The following is a 16,959-nucleotide window of genomic DNA, read 5'->3' as shown; positions in this document are numbered from 1 at the left end:
GTCGGGGAGGGGCGTCAGCCGAGCAGGCGGGGGGAGAGCGCCCCGCAGGGCAGCAGCTCCAGCTCGGCCCCGGCGTCCCGCAGATCGGTGAGGACCAGCTCGTCGTACATCAGCAGCGCCGACTGCTCGGGCCAGGCGATCGCCCAGATCCAGAGGCCGCGGGCCTCGCCGACATAGACCGCGCGGTCGTCCGGGGCGCCCTGCACGTGCCACATCGGGGTCGGGCGCCCGGCGGCCAGCAGCTTGGTGTCGGCCGGCCGGTCCAGTGCGATGGCCTCGCCCGGATCCGGGCCCTTGAGCCCCGCATAGCGTGCGCCGAGGCCGACGCCCAGCTCCTCGGCCACCAGCACCAGTTCGCCGAAGCCGCCCAGCGGGGCCGGACCCGAGCAGGCCACCGCCGTGGCCCGGGCACCGGAGAGATCGTCACCAGCGTGCGCGATGCCGGTGTAGAGCCAGCTCACCGGGAGCGGCCAGGGCAGCCAGACCGGGACCTCGGACCGGGCCACCGCCACCCCCAGGGCCTCCACACTCGGGGGCAGTACCGGCTGCATCGGGTGGACGGCGCCATGCGTGTCGCACTGCCAGGTGTCGGAGAAGAGACCGGGGGCGCGCACCCGACCGGCGCACCTCGGGCAACTTGGCTCGCCCCTCATAACTGCCAACGCTCCTCCCTCCGGACCGCCGCGTCAAGGACGATCACCCGTACGGAGTGCGTTGTCCGGGCCGCCGGCTGTCCGGCGCTTGGGGTCCCTCCCGGCCGCAGCCGGCGGAGGGTGAGACGGCGGGCCCCGCTAGGGCATGTCCCGCTCAGCTCGACGGCAAACGTCGGCCGCGCGTCCAGGGGGCGCGCGGCCGATGCCGACACCCCGCCGACCACAGGGGGTTGACGGGGCGTCAGCGAAACGTCGATGCCTGAACGGACCGGACGCAGCGTCAGACGGTCGGGCACGGACGGATGTAGAGGCGCTCGCCGGTCCGGGCGGCGTCTTCCACCAGTCGGCGCACGGTCTCGGCGTCGGCGATCTGCCGATCGATGGCCGAGCCCTGCTGGTCGTCCAGGTGGAGGATCTCGAAACGCATGGGCCTCTCCTCTTCTAGGCCTCGGGCAGCCCGAGGCGCTGGGGATGGTGCTCCCTCGTTCATCAGTGGGTGACAGTGGGTCCAACCGCGGCGGTGCGGCCATTCATTCCCGGTCTGAATCAAATATTACCGGAACTAATGAATTTTTCATCGGAAGCGGCTCAACTGTTGGCCAGTGTTCATGAGGCGGCGCCGTGGCTGACGGCAGGTCAGGTCGGCTTTGCGGCAGGTCGAACCGGCTCACGTCAGGTCGAACCGGCTCACGTCAGGTCGAACCGGCTCACGTCAGACCGAACCGGCTCACGTGAGACTGAGCCGGCTTGCGCGGGGCCGAGCCGGCTCGCATCAGCTCAGTGAGCTCCAGAACTCCGCCAGCAGCGCCGCCGTCTCGGTCGGCTGCTCGGCGTTGGGGGAGTGGTCGGCGCCCTCGACCATCCGGTACACCGCGCCCAGCCGCTCGGCGGTGGCGGCCTGCTCGGCCACCGGCCACGCGTAGTCGGTGGCCCCGGAGATCGCCAGCTTGGGCAGCGCCGTCGCGGCCAGCTCCGCCGTCCGGTCCGGCTCGCCGAGCAACCGCTCGCCCATCGCCTGCAGCGCCTGCGGCACATTGGCCAGCCAGCGGCGGTGCAGGAAGTCGGCGACCTCCGGCTCGTGCTGCGGTGCGGCCGGGCCGTCCAGCTGCCGCATCAGCTGCCAGATGGTCTCCAGGTCCAGGCCGTCCAGCGCGTCCAGCAGCATCTTGGTGCGGGCCGCCTCGGCCGGGTCGATCGGGCCGGGGCCGGTCGAGAGCAGGGTGAGCGAGGCCCAAGGCAGCGGGCCGGTGGGGGCCGACAGCATGGCCTCGCGGGCCACGAAACCGCCGAACGAGTGGGCCAGCAGGTGCAGCGGGCCGGCGGGCGCCAGCGCCTCGGTGACGGCGGCCAGGTCGCGACCCAGCTCCGGCAGGGCGTAGGCATCGCGATCAGCCGGGCCACCGGTCTCGTACTGCCCGCGCTGGTCCAGCGCCACGGTGCGGAACCCGGCGGCGGCCAGCGGCTCCAGAAGGGCGATGAAGTCCTCCTTGCTCCCGGTGAACCCCGGCACCAGCAGCGCCGTGCCGCGCACCGCCCCGCTCGGCTCACCGCGCAGCACCGCGAACTCCCCGCGCGCCGTCGCCAGCCGACCGGCACTCGCGCAGGCCGGCAGGGTGAGGAAGGGCGGGGTGCTCATCGGTACGGCTCCTACTCACGTGCGCGGGTCGACTCGGTGCTGAGCCTAGGCGGTGCGGTCCCACGGCTGCCAGGCAGGTGGGCGGCAACGCCGCGGGGCGGGTGGACCGGTTGGTCCGCCCGCCCCGCAACAACTCAGCCGACGCCGTGTCAGGCGGTCGTCTCGGCCTCCGCCGCCTTCTTGGCAGCGGTCTTGCGCGTCCGGGTGGCCGCCTTCTTGGTGGGAGCCTCCTCGGCGGCGACGGCCTTCTTGGTAGTGCGCTTGGCGGCCGCCTTCTTGGTGGGAGCCTCCTCGGCGGCAACCGCCTTCTTGACGGTGCGCTTGGCGGCGGTCTTCTTGGCCGGGGCTTCCTCGGCGGCCGGTGCCTCGGCGGCGACGGCCTTCTTGGTGGTGCGCTTGGCGGCGGTCTTCTTGACCGGCGCCTCCTCGGTGACCGGTGCCTCGGCGGCAACCGCCTTCTTGACGGTGCGCTTGGCGGCGGTCTTCTTGGCGGGCGCCTCCTCGGCGGCCGGCTCCACCGCTGCGGTCTTGCGCGTCCGGGTGGCCGTCTTCTTGACCGGCGCCTCCTCGGTGACCGGTGCCTCGGCGGCGACGGCCTTCTTGGTGGTGCGTTTGGCGGCGGTCTTCTTGACCGGCGCCTCCTCGATGACGGGTGCCTCGGCGGCAACCGCCTTCTTGACGGTGCGCTTGGCAGCGGTCTTCTTGACCGGGGCCTCCTCGACGGTCGGTGCCTCGGCGGCGACGGCCTTCTTGGTGGTGCGCTTGGCAGCGGTCTTCTTGACCGGCGCCTCCTCGATGACGGGTGCCTCGGCGGCAACCGCCTTCTTGACGGTGCGCTTGGCAGCGGTCTTCTTGGCGGGCGCCTCCTCGGCGGCCGGCTCCACCGCCGCGGCCTTGCGCGTCCGGGTGGCCCTCTTCGGCGCGGTGCTCTCCTGAGCCGGCGCGCTCGCCTGCTCGGGCAGCGTCACCACCGGCGCGGGCTCGACCACGGCCACCGGCTCGGCCTTCACGGCCACCGGCTCGGCCTTCGCGGCCACCGGCTCGGCCGCAGCCGCCACCGGCTCCGTCGCGGCCACCTGCGCGGTGCGCACGGCACCGGCGGCCTCCGCCGCCGCGCCGCCGCGCGAGCGGCGACGCCGGCGGCGCGACGCACCGCCGCTCTCGCCGTCCCGGTTCGCCGGCGCGGGCACTGCGGCCGCCGGAGCCTGGGCCTCGCCCTGCGGCGCAGCCACCACGCCCTCCGCGACCTCGGAGCCGCGACGGGTGCGCCGCCGCTTGCGCGGGGCGCGGGGCGCCCGCTCCTCGGTGGCCTGCTCGGTGCCGGTCGCCGGCCGGTCGCCGCGCTCGCCACGGCCGCGACCGCGCTCGCCGCGCTCGCCGCGACCCGGGCGGCTGCCGCGGCCGCCGGTCTCGCCGAGATCCTCGATCTCCTCGGCGGCCAGCCCGGCACGGGTGCGCTCGGAGCGCGGCAGCACGCCCTTGGTGCCCGGCGCGATCTTCAGCAGCTCGTACAGGTGCGGGGAGGTGGAGTAGGTCTCCTCCGGGTCGTTGAACGGCAGCTCGAGCGCCTTGTTGATCAGCTGCCAGCGCGGGATGTCGTCCCAGTCGACCAGCGTGACCGCGGTGCCGGAGGCGCCGGCCCGGCCGGTGCGGCCGATCCGGTGCAGGTAGGTCTTCTCGTCGTCGGTGCACTGGTAGTTGATGACGTGGGTGACGCCCTCGACGTCGATACCGCGGGCCGCGACGTCGGTGCAGACCAGCACGTCGACCTTGCCGTTGCGGAACGCGCGCAGCGCCTGCTCGCGGGCGCCCTGGCCGAGGTCGCCGTGGACCGCGCCGGCCGCGAAGCCGCGCTGGGTCAGCTGGTCGGCCACGTCGGCGGCGGTCCGCTTGGTGCGGCAGAAGATCATCGCCAGCCCGCGGCCTTCGGCCTGCAGGATCCGCGCCACCATCTCGACCTTGTCCAGCGAGTGCGCCCGGAAGATGTGCTGGTCGATGTTGGCGACGGTGTGGCCGCTGTCGTCGGGCGCGGCGGCCCGGATGTGGGTCGGCTGGCTCATGTAGCGACGGGCCAGGCTGATCACCTGTCCCGGCATGGTGGCCGAGAAGAGCAGGGTCTGCCGCTTCGCCGGCAGCATGGTGAGGATCTTCTCGACGTCGGGCAGGAAGCCCAGGTCGAGCATCTCGTCGGCCTCGTCCAGGACCAGCGCGCGGACCTGGGAGAGGTTGAGCTTGCGCTGACCGGCCAGGTCGAGCAGGCGGCCCGGGGTGCCGACCACGATGTCGACGCCCTTCTGCAGCGCCTCCACCTGCGGCTCGTAGGCCCGGCCGCCGTAGACCGCGAGGACCCGCACATTGCGGACCTTGCCGGCGGTCTGCAGGTCGTTGGTGACCTGGGTGCAGAGCTCGCGGGTGGGGACCACGATCAGCGCCTGCGGGCTGTCGGAGAGCTGCTCCTCGGTGGCTCGGCCGGCGTCCACGTCGGCGCGGACCACCACCCGCTCGATCAGCGGCAGGCCGAAGCCGAGGGTCTTGCCGGTGCCGGTCTTGGCCTGGCCGATGACGTCGTGGCCGGTCAGTGCGACCGGCAGGGTCATCTCCTGGATCGGGAACGGGTGGATGATGCCGACCGCTTCCAGGGCCTCGGCGGTCTCCGGGAGGATGCCGAGGTCGCGGAAAGTGGTCTTCGTCGGTTCAGTCGTGGTGGACAGGGTGCTGCCTCTTCCGTGTGGCGGGCCGAGAGCGAGTGGGGGCGGTGCAGTCACGCCGCTGCTGTCAGGGCCCGGTCAGGGCCCCGCTCGCAAGCCGCGAGATCGTGCACAACCGCGCCGGTCCCTGCTGCGCGCGGGCGCCGGCCCTGGCTGGGCCGCGGCGTCCCGTGGCATGGGGGAGATGTCCCTTGAGGAATCCGGCGCGGGATCGGCGCTCTGCAGCGCGGTCCGCGGCGGCCCTCGCTCGGCCACTGATGCGGTGCCTGGCTTGAGGTCCAAGCCAAGGTCGGAGCCGATCGGGTCTCCGACCGGGCATCCGCGTACGTGTGGGGACAGGGCGCCGCGCCGGAAGGGGTCCGGATGCAGCGAACCCGCGCGATCCTTGACCGTGCGGGTATGCGAGTCCCTGTACCACTGTACCGAACGTGGCCGACTCGAACACGTGATGTCCCTGACATGCCTGCTGAGCACGCCCGGAACCCCGTGCCGGGCGGTCTAGAGTGACGGTCCATGGAGACTCAAGGCGGGGCCGGCCAGGACGGCTCGATCGGAGACTGGGCCACCTGCGCGGCCGACCCCGGCTACCGGGCGGCGGTGCTCGACCTGTTGGGCGCGCTGGCCTACGGCGAACTGAGCGCATTCGAGCGGCTGGCCGACGACGCCAAGCTGGCCCCGGGCCTGGCCGACAAGGCGGCGCTGGCCCGGATGGCGTCCGCCGAGTTCCAGCACTACCAGCTGCTGCACGACCGGCTGGCCGAGATCGGCGCCGACCCGACCGAGGCGATGACCCCGTTCGTCGAGCCGCTGGAGTCCTTCCATCGGGTGACCCGTCCGTCGGACTGGCTGGAGGGCCTGGTCAAGGCCTATGTGGGTGACTCCATCGCGACCGACTTCTACCGCGAGGTGGCGGTCCGGCTGGACGACGACACCCGGGAGCTGGTGCTGCGGGTGATGGACGACACCGGGCACGCCCAGTTCGCCGTCGACAAGGTGCGCCAGGCGATCGAGCAGGATCCTCGGGTCGGCGGCCGGCTGGCGCTCTGGGGCCGGCGGCTGATGGGCGAGGCGCTCAGCCAGGCCCAGCACGTGGTGGCGGAGCGGGACGCGCTCTCCAACCTGCTGGTCGGCGGTGCCGAGGTGCGCGGCTTCGACCTGGTCGAGGTCGGCAAGATGTTCAACCGCATCACCGAGGCGCACACCAAGCGGATGAGCGCGCTGGGGCTATCCTCCTGACCTGATCCGACCCGACCGGCCTGGGATGAGCCGCCGTCAGGCCGCGTGCCGCCGGCGGCGGTGGCGGTGGCTGCCGCGCCGGGCGGCCAGGTCGGGACGGGCCGGCACCGAGGTGAGCAGCCCGGTGGCGATGACGGTCAGCAGCAGCGTCACGGGCGGGTTGCCGCCGGCCAGCGCGTAGCGGATCACCAGGCCGCTGAGCAGCGCCGAGACCAGTCCGGTGACGAGCACCAGGCCGCGGGTCCGGGGGAAGTACTCCGGCCGCAGCAGCAGCGCGGCGATCCCGGCCAGCAGGCCGATCACGGCGAACAGTACGGCTTCGAGCGGCAGCGGCACGGCGGCCTCCCGGGTGCTGGGGTACCCCGGCCGGGGCCGGGGGAGGGTCGACCGCGGCGGGGGGACGCGGTGCGCGACCCCTACCCGGCCCACCCGGGTTCTACGCCTGCCGAACACAGTGCGGCCCGCCACCTGGTGAGGTGGCGGGCCGCACTGTGCGAGCGTCTCAGATGGTGCCGAAGCCGACCTTGCGGATGGCCTGCTCGCCGATCTCGACATAGGCCAGGCGGTCGGCCGGAACCAGAATGCGGCGGCCGTGCTCGTCGGTCAGCGAGAAGAGCTTCGAGGTGCCGTCCAGTGCCTTGGCCACGGCGTTCTCGACCTCGTCAGCGGTCTGCGTGCTCTCGATGACGATCTCTCGGGGCGCGTTCTGCACGCCGATCTTGACCTCCACGGCTTTCGTCCCTCCGGGGTTACAGCCACTATGCGCGGCCGTCCGCACCCGATCGGGGTGGCGGTCGGCCGTGCCGTACGGCTTCACCTTAGAGCAACCGGGTGGCGACGGGGTGGATCACTCCGAGCCGGGGGCCGCCTGCTGCAACTCGCCGGGGTGCATCGGGAAGCCCTTGAGGCCGCGCCAGGCCAGCGAGGCGACCAGTCGAACGGCCTCCTCGCGCGGGATCTCGGCGCCCTGGGAGAGCCAGTAGCGCGCGGTGATCTGGGCAAGTCCGCAGACCCCGGCGGCCAGCAGCTTGGCCTCCGCCTCGGGCAGGTCGGTGTCCTCCGCGATCACCTTGCTGACCAGGGTGGCGCTCAGGTCGGCGACCCGTTCCACCCGCTCGCGGACCGCGGGCTCGTTGGTCAGGTCGGACTCGAAGACCAGCCGGAACGAGCCGGACTCGGAGGCCACGTAGTCGAAGTAGGCCTGCATGGTCGCGGCCACTCGCTGCTTGTTGTCCGTGGTGGCGTCCAGCGCCTGCCGGGTGGCCTCGACCAGGGCGTCGCAGTGCTTGTCCAGCAACGCGAGGTAGAGCTCCAACTTGCCGGGGAAGTGCTGGTACAGCACGGGCTTGCTGACGCCGGCGCGCTCGGCGATGTCGTCCATCGCCGCGGCGTGGTAGCCCTGGGCGACGAACACCTCCTGCGCGGCTCCGAGCAACTGCTCCCGTCGGGCGCTACGCGGCAGCCGGGCGCCGCGCGGGCGGTCCTGAGCCTCCTGGATGGCCGTCACGGCGCTCCTCACTTCACGGTCGTTCGTTTGCTGGGCGGCTGAATTCTACTTTTCGGTAACCCCTCACGCGCTTCGGCGAACCTGGAAAAGCGCAGCTCTGAGGTTGTCGGGTGCCCACAATACGGCGCGGGCCCCCCTGGGGCGCCAGAGTCTCACTACCATCTTCTCCCATGAACACCCAGCAGCTTCTCCGATGAGCACCGAGCCGTGGGATCGGGCCCAGGACGGGCCTGACCAGGGGGCCGGCCTGAGGCCGCCCGGGCTCTGGGGCACCCGGGAGGTCCGGGTGCCCGGTGCGGCGCTCTCGGTGATCGGACCGACGGCCGAGGCCTCGGCGAGCCTGCCGGAGGTGCTCTTCGTGCACGGCCTGGGCGGTTGCGCGGACAACTGGACCGAGCTGATGGCGGAGCTCGACGGGACGGTCCGGGGCGAGGCACTGGATCTGCCCGGCTTCGGCTGGTCGGCCCCGCCGGCGGACGGCGACCTGTCGGTGAACGGCCATGTCCGGGCGGTGATCGGCTACCTGGAGGAGACCGGGCGGGGTCCGGTCCACCTGGTCGGCAACTCGCTGGGCGGCTCGGTGGCGGTCCGGCTCGCGGCGCTGCGGCCCGACCTGGTGCGCAGCCTGGTGCTGATCTCGCCGGCGCTGCCCGAGCTGCCGCCGCAGCGCACCGCGCTGCCCACCGGGATGCTCGCGCTGCCCGGGATGCTGCGGCTGCTGCGGCGCCTGCCGGGTGACAGCCGCGGCGTGGAGCAGGCCACCGACGGGTTGCTCGACCTGGTCTACGGCAACGCCAGGGCGATCCCGCCGGAGAAGCGCGCCTCGGCGATGGCCGAGTACCGCCGCCGGCTGGGGCTGCCCTACGCGATGCAGGTGCTGGTCGACTCGGCGCGCGGCATCGTCTCGGCCTACACCGAGCGCGGCGAGCAGGCGCTGTGGCGGCAGGCCGAGCGCGTCGCGGTGCCGGTGCTGCTGGTCTACGGGCTGCGCGACAAGCTGGTCTCGTACCGTTCGGCGGCCCGGGCCTGCGCGGTGTTCCGGGACGCCCGGCTGCTGGTGCTGCCGACCTCCGGGCACGTGGCGATGATGGAGCACCCGGTGCAGGTGGGGCGCGCGGTGCGGGAGTTCCTCGACGAGGTGGCGGGGCGCGCCGACCGGAACTGACAGGGTGTCAGTTCAGTGTCAACGCCATGGGCCGTCTGGCGTTACGTGAGTTCACTCGTTCAGGTGGCAGCCTGCTACTCCTGGGCCGTTCGGCCGTGATCCGTTCTACCGTCGTGGATGTCGGACCGAACAGATGTGGGGGCGTGGCCGTCGGCGGCGCCCGACAGGGGTGTGAGCGCGAGGGCGAACCACTGCGGCGTGGGGCGCCCGGTGGGGTGTGAGCGGTCCGTGACGGTGACCGGGGCTGTCGAGTCCCCGGCGCCACCGAGTCCGTGGGGCGATCGGTTCAGGGTCGTCGGTGTGAATCCTCCCGTGCGTGTGGTGCCCGCTGTGCCGTTCCGGTGCGCCGGCTCGGCGTTCTGTTCCCGTCCTGCTTCCTGTCCTGGAGGTCGTCGTGCGCATTGCCCTGCTGACCGAACGTGCCCATGCGGTGCCCCACCGTGCGGGAGGCTGGTGCGATCGGCTGGTCGCCGGGCTCGCGGAGCACGAGTTCGAGCGGTACGTCCTGGTGGCCGGCCCGTCGGGCGCCGAGTCCGCCGTGCCGCCCGACCCCGGGGTGCGGGCGCTCGCGCTGCGCGGGCCCAGGCCGCCCGGGCGGGCGCCGGGGCCGGTGCGCCGCCGGCAGTACGCCGCGGCCTATGAGCAGTTGATCCGAGCCCTGGTGCTGCCCGGGGAGCGCGCGGGGTTCGCCGCCGGGCTGCACCGGCTCGCCGAACTGGCCCGGCAGGACGGCGCGTTGCCCGCCTTCCTGGCCTCCGGGCGGGCCCACCAGCTGCTGGAGCAGATCTGGCGCTCGCCCGGCGCCGACACCGCCGCCGGGCAGCCGCTGGTCCATGACGTGCTGGTCGCGGGCGACTTGCTGGAGCAGTGCCTGCGCCCGCTCGCCGCCGACTGGTGCGGCGACGACGCCGGCGGGCTGGGTGTCGCCGACCTGTGCCATGTGGTCGGCGGCGGACCGGCGGTGCTGCCCGCGCTGGTGGCCAAGGAGCTCTACGGGGTGCCCTTCGTGCTCACCGAGCACGGCCTGCATCTGCGCGAGCAGTACCTGGGTTACCGGCAGGCGCCCTACCGCTGGCCGGTCCGGGCCCTGCTGCTCGGCTTCTTCCGCCAGCTCACCGCCGAGAGCTACCGGCAGGCCGCGCTGCTCACCCCGGGCAGCGGCTACGACCGCGAGTGGCAGCTGCGCTGCGGTGCCGATCCGGCGCGGATCCGGGTGGTCCACCGGGACGTGCCGGAGGCCGCGCGCCCGGCCGCCGGCGCCGAGCCCGAGAGACCGACCCTGGTCTGGGCGGGTCGGCTGGCCCCCGCCGCGGATCCGGAGCTGATGCTGCACGCCTTCGCCCGGCTCCGGCGTGAGATCTCCGGCGCGCGGCTGCTGCTGCACGGGCCGGAGGGGCTGCCCGGCTACCGGGCGCACTGCGCGGCACTGGCCGACCGGTTGGGGCTGGCGGTGGGCCCCGAGCGGGACGTCTGCTTCGACGAGGCGGGTCCGTCGGCCGTGCCGTGGGAGCGCGGTACGGTCGCGGTCTTCTCGCACCGCACGCTGCCCGTGCCGCGCCCGTTGGCGGCGGCGATGCTCAGCGGGCGCGCGGTGGTCGCGACCGATGTGGGCGTGGCCCGTGAGGTGCTCGGTCCGGCCGGCCTGCTGGTGCCGCCGGGGGAGCCGGCCGCGCTGGCGGCCGCCTGCCAGGCGCTGCTCGCGGACCGGGCGCGCCGGGAGCGGCTCGGCCGGGCCGGGCGGCAGCGGGCGGCGGAGCGGTTCGCGGTGGAGCCCGCGGCGGCTGCGTTCCGCGAGGTCTATCTCGAACTGGTCTCCCGTTGGCCCGCGTTCGCGGCCACCGAGCGGGTGCCGGGCGCGCCGGCCAGGCCGTTCGCCCGTCCCGCCGAGTACTGGGTGACGGGTGCGGACGGCGCCTGGGCGAAGGCGAGTTGACGGTGAGTCGGGTGAATGGCGTTCAGATGGCCGCATGTCGGGGTGATTCCGGAGGGCAGGTTTCCGCAGACCCGGTGCGGGAGTTGATGGCAGTGCACCAGGGGCTGTGCGAGCGCGCGGTGGACTCATTGGAGATCGCGGCCGGGCTGGAGGAGGCCGGGATCGGGGCGGCGCTGGTCGGCCGCTACCGACATGCGGACGTCTTCGCGCTCGCCGAGGAGCTGTTCGCCCGGGTGCCGCGCCGCCCGGTCGAGCCGGCGCCCGTCGCGCCCGAGCCCCGGCCGCCCGGCTGGCGGCACCGATTCGGCGTGCTGGTCGGGCTGTTGGGCGCGCTGCTGCTGCCGCTGGCCACCGCGCCGCCCGGGGCGCTGGGCACGGCGCTGGCCCTGGCGGTGGCCGGCTGGCCGGCGTTCGCGGCCGCCGACCGGGCCGCCCGCTGGGTGCGGCGCACCGGGCGGGGCCAAGTGCGCAGTGCGGCAACGGCGGTGGAGTTCCGGGCCCGGATGCGCCCGGTGCTGCCGGTCGCGCTGGGCCTCCAACTGGCCGTGCTCGCGCTGACCAGCTTCGCCGCGCTGGCCGTGCTCACCGCGCTGGTGCCGCACCCCGGCTCGCTGGGCCGCGCCGGGCTGCTGCCGGCCGTGGTCCGGCGGGCCGGGGCGGTCCAGTGGTACGGCCAGGCGGTGCTCGGTCTGCTGGTCGGCACGGCCGCCGTGCTGCGCCGGCTGGGCCACGGGGGCCTGGCGCTGGCCGGGCTGCTGGCCGCCGACGGTGCGGGGCTGCTGCTGACGGCGCTTCGCACCGGTGGCCTGCTGGGCGGCTGGGCCGATGCCCCCGGCGCGCTGACCGCGCTGGCGGCCGGCGCCACCGCGGCGGTCCTGCTGCCAGCGGCCTGGGCCGCCACCGGGCGACCCGGGGCATTCGGCTGACGGTGCGTCAGTCCTGCCCGTCCATACTGTTGTCGACATCACGTGGGAGGACACCCCATGCGGGTGCTGTTGTTGGGGGCCGGCGGCTTCATCGGCCGCCGGGTCGCCGACCGGTTGTTCTTGGACGCCGATCTGCAGGTCACCGTGCTGGGTCGGCGGGATGCCGCCGACATCAGGTTCGATCTGGCATCCGGGAGCCCGGGGGCGCTGGCCCGGTTCCTGGACGCGGTGGCACCCCAGGTGGTGATCAACTGCGCCGGGGCGAGCCAGGGCGCACCGCGCACCCTGGTACGGGCCAACTCGCTTGCGGTGGCGACCGTCTGCGAGGCGATCCGGCGCAGCCGGGAGCCGGCCAGGCTGGTGCACCTGGGGTCGGCCGCCGAGTACGGGCCGGTGCCGGTGGGCTCGATCACCTCGGAGTCCGCGGAGCCGCGGCCGGTCGGCCCGTACGGGGTGTCCAAGCTGGCCGGCACCGAGCTGGTGCTCGCCTCCGGGCTGGACGCCCTGGTGCTGCGGGCCTTCGACGTGGTGGGCCCGGGCGCGCCCGCCGCCTCGCTGTTCGGCCGGCTGGCCGAGGGCTGCGCCGGGCGCTGGAGCTGGGCGAGCCCCGGGTGCGGGTGCCGGACCTGTCCGCATTCCGAGATTTCGTGGACGTCCGGGATGTCGCGGAGGCGGTCCGGGCCGCGATGGACTCGGCGGCGACCGGGGTGGTCAACATCGGCGGGGGGCGCGCCGTGCGGGTCCGGGAGGCGGCCGACCTGCTGGTGCGGGCCTCGGGGTTCGACGGGCTGCTGAGCGAGGAGGCCAGGTCGGCGCCGCTGCCCGCCCAGCCGGCCGGGTTCGTGCCGGCGGGGGCGAGGCGTCGGCGCCGCATCCGGCTCCGGCCGAGCCCCGGCCCGGGTGGGAGCCGGTGCTCTGGCGGCAGGCCGATGTGCGGACCGCCCGGGAGCGGCTCGGCTGGCGGGCGCAGACCCCACTGGAGGAGTCGCTGGGCGATGTCTGGCTGGAGACCGCCTGCCGGGTGTGAGGCGGTGGCGGCGCCGCGGCCGCGAGTGAGGCCAGGGACGCCCTGGTCCCATCATCCGGCGAAGCTGTCTCGCCAGCTGGACGAGCTGTCTCGGAATACCGGTCCGGCGTGAGACTGTTTCACAGGAACCACTGATCTGACGACCATCGGAGTCCCCGTGTCGCTGCCACCCCTGGTCGAGCCGGCCGCCGAGCTCACCGTAGACGAGGTCCGCCGGTACTCCCGCCACCTGATCATCCCGGACGTCGGGATGGACGGACAGAAGCGGTTGAAGAACGCCAAGGTGCTCTGCGTGGGCGCCGGAGGCCTCGGTTCCCCGGCCCTGATGTACCTGGCCGCCGCCGGCGTCGGCACCCTCGGCATCGTCGAGTTCGACACGGTGGACGAGTCCAACCTGCAGCGCCAGATCATCCACGGGCAGTCCGACATCGGGCGCTCGAAGGGCGAGTCCGCGCGGGACTCGGTCAAGGAGATCAACCCGTACGTCAACGTGATCCTCCATGACGAGCGGCTCGACAACGACAACGTCATGGAGATCTTCTCCGGCTACGACCTGATCGTGGACGGCACCGACAACTTCGCCACCCGCTACCTGGTGAACGACGCGGCAGTGCTGCTCGGCAAGCCCTACGTCTGGGGCTCGATCTACCGGTTCGACGGCCAGGCCAGCGTCTTCTGGGCCGAGCACGGCCCGTGCTACCGCTGCCTCTACCCGGAGGCCCCGCCGCCGGGCATGGTGCCGTCCTGCGCCGAGGGCGGCGTGCTCGGGGTGCTCTGCGCCTCGATCGGCTCGATCCAGGTGACCGAGGCGATCAAGCTGCTGGCCGGCATCGGTGAGCCGCTGGTCGGCCGCCTGATGATCTACGACGCCCTGGAGATGAACTACCGCCAGGTCAAGGTCCGCAAGGACCCGGACTGCGCGGTCTGCGGCGAGAACCCGACCGTCACCGAGCTGATCGACTACGAGTCGTTCTGCGGCGTGATCTCGGAGGAGGCCCAGGAGGCGGCGCTGGGGTCGACCATCACCCCCAAGCAGCTCAAGGAGATGCAGGACAACGGCGAGGACATCCTGCTGATCGACGTCCGCGAGCAGAACGAGTACGAGATCGTCAACATCCCGGGCGCGGTGCTCATCCCCAAGAACGAGTTCCTGATGGGGAGCGCGCTGGAGAAGATGCCGCAGGACCGGAAGATCATCGTGCACTGCAAGACCGGTGTCCGCTCGGCCGAGGTGCTGGCCGTGCTGAAGGCCGCCGGGTTCGCCAACTCGGTCCACCTGGGCGGCGGCGTGATCAGCTGGGTCAACCAGATCGAGCCGGAGAAGCCGGTCTACTGATCCGACCGCGCCATCTGGTCGGCCCCCGCACCGAGCCGGTGCGGGGGCCGACCCGTCCTCAGAGCGCGCCCTTGCGCTGCAGATAGGTGTAGGCGATCCAGCCGGGCAGCACCGGCAGCCAGAAGGTGAGCGCCCGGTAGAGGAAGACCGCGGAGGTCGCCGTGGCGGCCGGCATGCCCAGGCTCAGCGCGACGATCAGCGCACCCTCGATGGCGCCGATCCCGCCCGGCGTCGGCACCGCCGACCCGGCGGCGTTGGCGGTGAGGAAGACCACCGCAACCGTGGCGTAGTCCATCGAGCCGCCGAACGCCTTCACCGAGGCGTCCAGGCAGGCGGTGAAGGTCAGGGTCAGCAGCAGGATGCCGCCGAAGCCGGTGACCAGCTTGCTGGGCGTCTGCATCAGGTCGAGCATCCGCGGCACCACGCCGAAGAACAGCGAGCGCAGCCGGGTCAGCACGAACCGCCGCAGCGGAGCGACCGCGGCCACCACCAGCGCCAGCACCGCCGCGGTCAGCACCCCGATGATCACCGCGCGCTCGCTGCCCGCGTCGCCGTTGCTGGCGCTGCCGGTGATCAGACCGAAGCAGAAGAGCAGCAGCAGATGGCCTCCCAGCCCGGCCAGCTGGGAGGCGCCCACACTGGCCACCGCCTGCCCGGGCCGCACGCCGGCCTTCTGCAGGTAGCGGGTGTTCAGCGCGATCCCGCCGATCGCGGCCGGCGCCACCAGCTTCACGAACGAACTGGCCAGCTGGGCGGCCACGGTCCGGCCGAACGGCAGCTTCTCCGGGACGAACCCGGTCAGGCTCATCGCCGCCGCGATGTACGTGGCCCCGGCGCACGCCAGCGCCACCAGCGCCCACGGCACGTCCAGCTGGGAGAGTTTCAGCTGACCCGGCTGGATGGTGGTGACCGCCAGATAGGCGGCGAACGCCATGCCCACCACGGTGATCAGGGTCTTCGGCCGCAGCCGCTCCAGCTTGGCGGGCGCCTCCGGGGCCTCCGGAGCGATCTCCAGGATCTGCTCCCGGATCCGGCTGAGCAGGTCCTCGGAGGCGACCGCGATGTCCTCCTCGGCCTGCTCCCGGGTCCGCTCGCCGGCCGCCACCTGCTCCAGCGCCAGCGCCTGGGCGGCGGCCCGGCGCTCCTTGGCCTGCTTCGCCAGGTCGGCCCGGGTCTGCCGGCTCAGCCCGACCGGCTGCAGCAGCGGCAGCGAGGCGGCCATCCGGTCCCGGCCGAGCTCCGCCCTGGCGACCGCGACCGCCCGCTCCGGGCCGATCCGCAGCGCGAAGGTGGTGAGCAGCTGGGCGACGTCGATCCGCAGCGTCAGGTCGCCGGCCGCGATGTCGCCGCCCGACAGGTTGACCAGCACCCCGCGCTGGTCGTCCACCGCCAGCAGCGACTCGCCGGTCAGCCGGCGGTGCGCGATCCGGCGGCCGTGCAGGGCGCCGACCGACTTCCAGAACGAGGCCATCAGATCGTCGCTGATCTCGCCGTCGTCGAGCTCGTCGAGGGTGCGGCCCGACACCTGCTCGTAGACCAGGACCGCCGCGTCCGGTCCCAGCTCGGAGGTGGCCACCAGCTGCGGGGCGTCCGCGCCGGCCGCGGCCGCGGCGTAGGCGATCAGCGCCTCCTGCTCCAGCGCCTGCCGCAGCGACTGCGGGCTGCGCCGCACCGCGACGGTGCGCAGCCGCAGCCGCCGCCAGGCCCGGTAGAAGAACCCGGAGGCCTGCTGTTCGCGGTCGATGATGTGGACGTCCAGGGCCGGGCCGTCCTGCTGGTTGACCACGTAGCGGCGGGTGCCGCCGGGCGCGTCCGGGGCGCGGTGGGCGTAGCGGGGGTGAAGCCGACCCGCCGCAGACCGAGCATCAGGTGCTGCCCGGTCGGCCGGATGTTGGGGGAGCCGATCGTGTAGAGCGTGCCGTAGGCGACCGACCAGCCGAGCAGCACGGTAAGCAACAGCGAGAGCGGGGTGGTGGAGCCGCTGATCAGCTCGGTGATGCCGCTGATCAGCACCACCGTCCACAGCGCCACTCGCCAGCGCGGCCGGCTGGCCAGCCCGACCGCGGTCATGAAGGCGATCACCGGTGCCAGATAGCCGTGCACCGGCTCGGTGAGCGGCCCACCGCCCTCGGGCATCAGGGTGAACGCCTTGCGGATCGCCGACGAGGCACCCGCGGCCACCCACCAGTCGACCGCCAGTGAGATGCCGTAGGCGAGCACCGCGGAGAGCACGCCGTCGGCGACTCTCAGGCCGTCGCGTTTGATCAGCCGTTCGACGGCGAAGGCCACCGGCACGGCGAGCACCGCCACGCCGGAGAGCAGGTTGCCGAAGGTGGTCAGCCAGGGCGCGACGTGCTTGATGTTGGTGTGGATGTCGGTGGAGATGCCGCTGGTGGTCTGGATCGCGATGTTGGCGATCACGAACAGCGCGATGATGCCGAGCACGCCGACCACGAAACGGATCAGGTCGGAGGGGCGGTGGGCGCGGGCCGCCAGCAGCGGCTCGTCCACTGCCAGGTGGTCGCCGTCCTGGTCGCCGGACCCGGCGGCCGGCACCGGAGCGCCGCCGGTGCCCCCGGGACCGCCCGGAGGCGGCTTGGACTCCTCGCCCGCGCCCTCGCGGCGCGGCGGCCGGCCCGCCCCCGGTGAGGTTCGCTTGACCAGCGAGACCTTCGGCTGCCCGGTCGGCGCACCAGCGGAGGTGGGCTCGGCAGAGCCCTGATCCACATCCACGTCAGCCGTCCCGGTCATCTGGTCTTGTCCTCGTATCACCACTCACCGCCTGGAGGAAGATGGTGGCATGCCGAGCTCCCCGCCGCCGGACAGGGGCGG

At 73.4% G+C, this 16,959-nt stretch carries 12 protein-coding genes and 2 pseudogenes; 6 read left to right on the top strand and 8 right to left on the bottom strand.

What is annotated here, in order from left to right; genetic code table 11:
• Positions 1–14 precede the first annotated feature (14 nt).
• The 4 genes from E6W39_RS16650 to E6W39_RS16640 all read right to left on the bottom strand — a co-directional run bounded on the left by E6W39_RS16650 (position 15) and on the right by E6W39_RS16640 (position 4,886).
• Entirely contained in the window at positions 15–653 is a 639-nt protein-coding gene (locus E6W39_RS16650) for a DUF6758 family protein (protein ID WP_141634188.1), read from the bottom strand.
• 280 nt (positions 654–933) lie between these two features.
• Positions 934–1,080, bottom strand: a complete 147-nt coding sequence (locus E6W39_RS39385) for a hypothetical protein (RefSeq protein ID WP_180356573.1) — start codon at positions 1,078–1,080, stop codon at positions 934–936.
• Between the two features lie 345 nt (positions 1,081–1,425).
• Positions 1,426–2,289 carry an alpha/beta fold hydrolase gene (locus E6W39_RS16645; protein ID WP_141634187.1) on the bottom strand — a complete coding sequence of 288 codons (864 nt, stop codon included), beginning with the start codon at positions 2,287–2,289 and terminating at the stop codon, positions 1,426–1,428.
• Positions 2,290–2,438: 149 nt separating this feature from the next.
• On the bottom strand, positions 2,439–4,886 hold the full coding sequence (locus E6W39_RS16640; RefSeq protein ID WP_141637778.1) for a DEAD/DEAH box helicase: 2,448 nt from the start codon (positions 4,884–4,886) through the stop codon (positions 2,439–2,441).
• 624 nt (positions 4,887–5,510) lie between these two features.
• Between E6W39_RS16640 and E6W39_RS16635 the strand changes: the two genes are divergently transcribed.
• Positions 5,511–6,233 (top strand): ferritin-like fold-containing protein, encoded by a 723-nt coding sequence (locus tag E6W39_RS16635; protein ID WP_101382090.1) that lies wholly within the window; start codon positions 5,511–5,513, stop codon positions 6,231–6,233.
• A 36-nt stretch (positions 6,234–6,269) separates the two neighbouring features.
• Here E6W39_RS16635 and E6W39_RS16630 read toward each other — a convergent pair whose 3' ends face one another.
• The 3 genes from E6W39_RS16630 to E6W39_RS16620 form a co-directional block, all read right to left on the bottom strand.
• On the bottom strand, positions 6,270–6,569 hold the full coding sequence (locus tag E6W39_RS16630; RefSeq protein WP_141634186.1) for a hypothetical protein: 300 nt from the start codon (positions 6,567–6,569) through the stop codon (positions 6,270–6,272).
• 166 nt (positions 6,570–6,735) lie between these two features.
• Entirely contained in the window at positions 6,736–6,963 is a 228-nt protein-coding gene (locus E6W39_RS16625) for a DUF3107 domain-containing protein (RefSeq protein WP_101382092.1), read from the bottom strand.
• A 117-nt stretch (positions 6,964–7,080) separates the two neighbouring features.
• Positions 7,081–7,740 (bottom strand): TetR/AcrR family transcriptional regulator, encoded by a 660-nt coding sequence (locus E6W39_RS16620; protein ID WP_141634185.1) that lies wholly within the window; start codon positions 7,738–7,740, stop codon positions 7,081–7,083.
• A gap of 193 nt (positions 7,741–7,933) precedes the next feature.
• Between E6W39_RS16620 and E6W39_RS16615 the strand changes: the two genes are divergently transcribed.
• The 5 genes and pseudogenes from E6W39_RS16615 to moeZ all read left to right on the top strand — a co-directional run bounded on the left by E6W39_RS16615 (position 7,934) and on the right by moeZ (position 14,127).
• A complete protein-coding gene (locus E6W39_RS16615; RefSeq protein ID WP_141634184.1) occupies positions 7,934–8,905 on the top strand; it encodes an alpha/beta fold hydrolase in 972 nt (323 codons plus the stop codon).
• A 394-nt stretch (positions 8,906–9,299) separates the two neighbouring features.
• Complete coding sequence (locus tag E6W39_RS16610; protein ID WP_181799295.1) at positions 9,300–10,838, top strand: DUF3492 domain-containing protein; 1,539 nt, start codon at positions 9,300–9,302, stop codon at positions 10,836–10,838.
• A gap of 86 nt (positions 10,839–10,924) precedes the next feature.
• Positions 10,925–11,764 carry a hypothetical protein gene (locus E6W39_RS16605; RefSeq protein WP_141634182.1) on the top strand — a complete coding sequence of 280 codons (840 nt, stop codon included), beginning with the start codon at positions 10,925–10,927 and terminating at the stop codon, positions 11,762–11,764.
• A gap of 57 nt (positions 11,765–11,821) precedes the next feature.
• Positions 11,822–12,791: pseudogene (locus tag E6W39_RS16600) on the top strand (NAD-dependent epimerase/dehydratase family protein).
• A 157-nt stretch (positions 12,792–12,948) separates the two neighbouring features.
• Entirely contained in the window at positions 12,949–14,127 is a 1,179-nt protein-coding gene (gene moeZ, locus E6W39_RS16595) for an adenylyltransferase/sulfurtransferase MoeZ (RefSeq protein ID WP_101382098.1), read from the top strand.
• A 58-nt stretch (positions 14,128–14,185) separates the two neighbouring features.
• Here moeZ and E6W39_RS44175 read toward each other — a convergent pair.
• Positions 14,186–16,878: pseudogene (locus E6W39_RS44175) on the bottom strand (lysylphosphatidylglycerol synthase domain-containing protein).
• Positions 16,879–16,959 lie beyond the last annotated feature (81 nt).

This window comes from Kitasatospora acidiphila (genome assembly GCF_006636205.1).
Taxonomy (GTDB): Bacteria; Actinomycetota; Actinomycetes; order Streptomycetales; family Streptomycetaceae; genus Kitasatospora; species Kitasatospora acidiphila.
This window is presented reverse-complemented; position numbering and strand designations above follow the sequence as displayed.

Coding starts and splice junctions, on each gene's coding strand:
- E6W39_RS16650 (WP_141634188.1), bottom strand. CDS start 653: ATGAGGGGCGAGCCAAGTTGCCCGAGGTGCGCCGGTCGGGTGCGCGCC.
- E6W39_RS16635 (WP_101382090.1), top strand. CDS start 5,511: ATGGAGACTCAAGGCGGGGCCGGCCAGGACGGCTCGATCGGAGACTGG.
- E6W39_RS16615 (WP_141634184.1), top strand. CDS start 7,934: ATGAGCACCGAGCCGTGGGATCGGGCCCAGGACGGGCCTGACCAGGGG.
- E6W39_RS39385 (WP_180356573.1), bottom strand. CDS start 1,080: ATGCGTTTCGAGATCCTCCACCTGGACGACCAGCAGGGCTCGGCCATC.
- E6W39_RS16640 (WP_141637778.1), bottom strand. CDS start 4,886: ATGACCCTGCCGGTCGCACTGACCGGCCACGACGTCATCGGCCAGGCC.
- E6W39_RS16645 (WP_141634187.1), bottom strand. CDS start 2,289: ATGAGCACCCCGCCCTTCCTCACCCTGCCGGCCTGCGCGAGTGCCGGT.
- E6W39_RS16605 (WP_141634182.1), top strand. CDS start 10,925: ATGGCAGTGCACCAGGGGCTGTGCGAGCGCGCGGTGGACTCATTGGAG.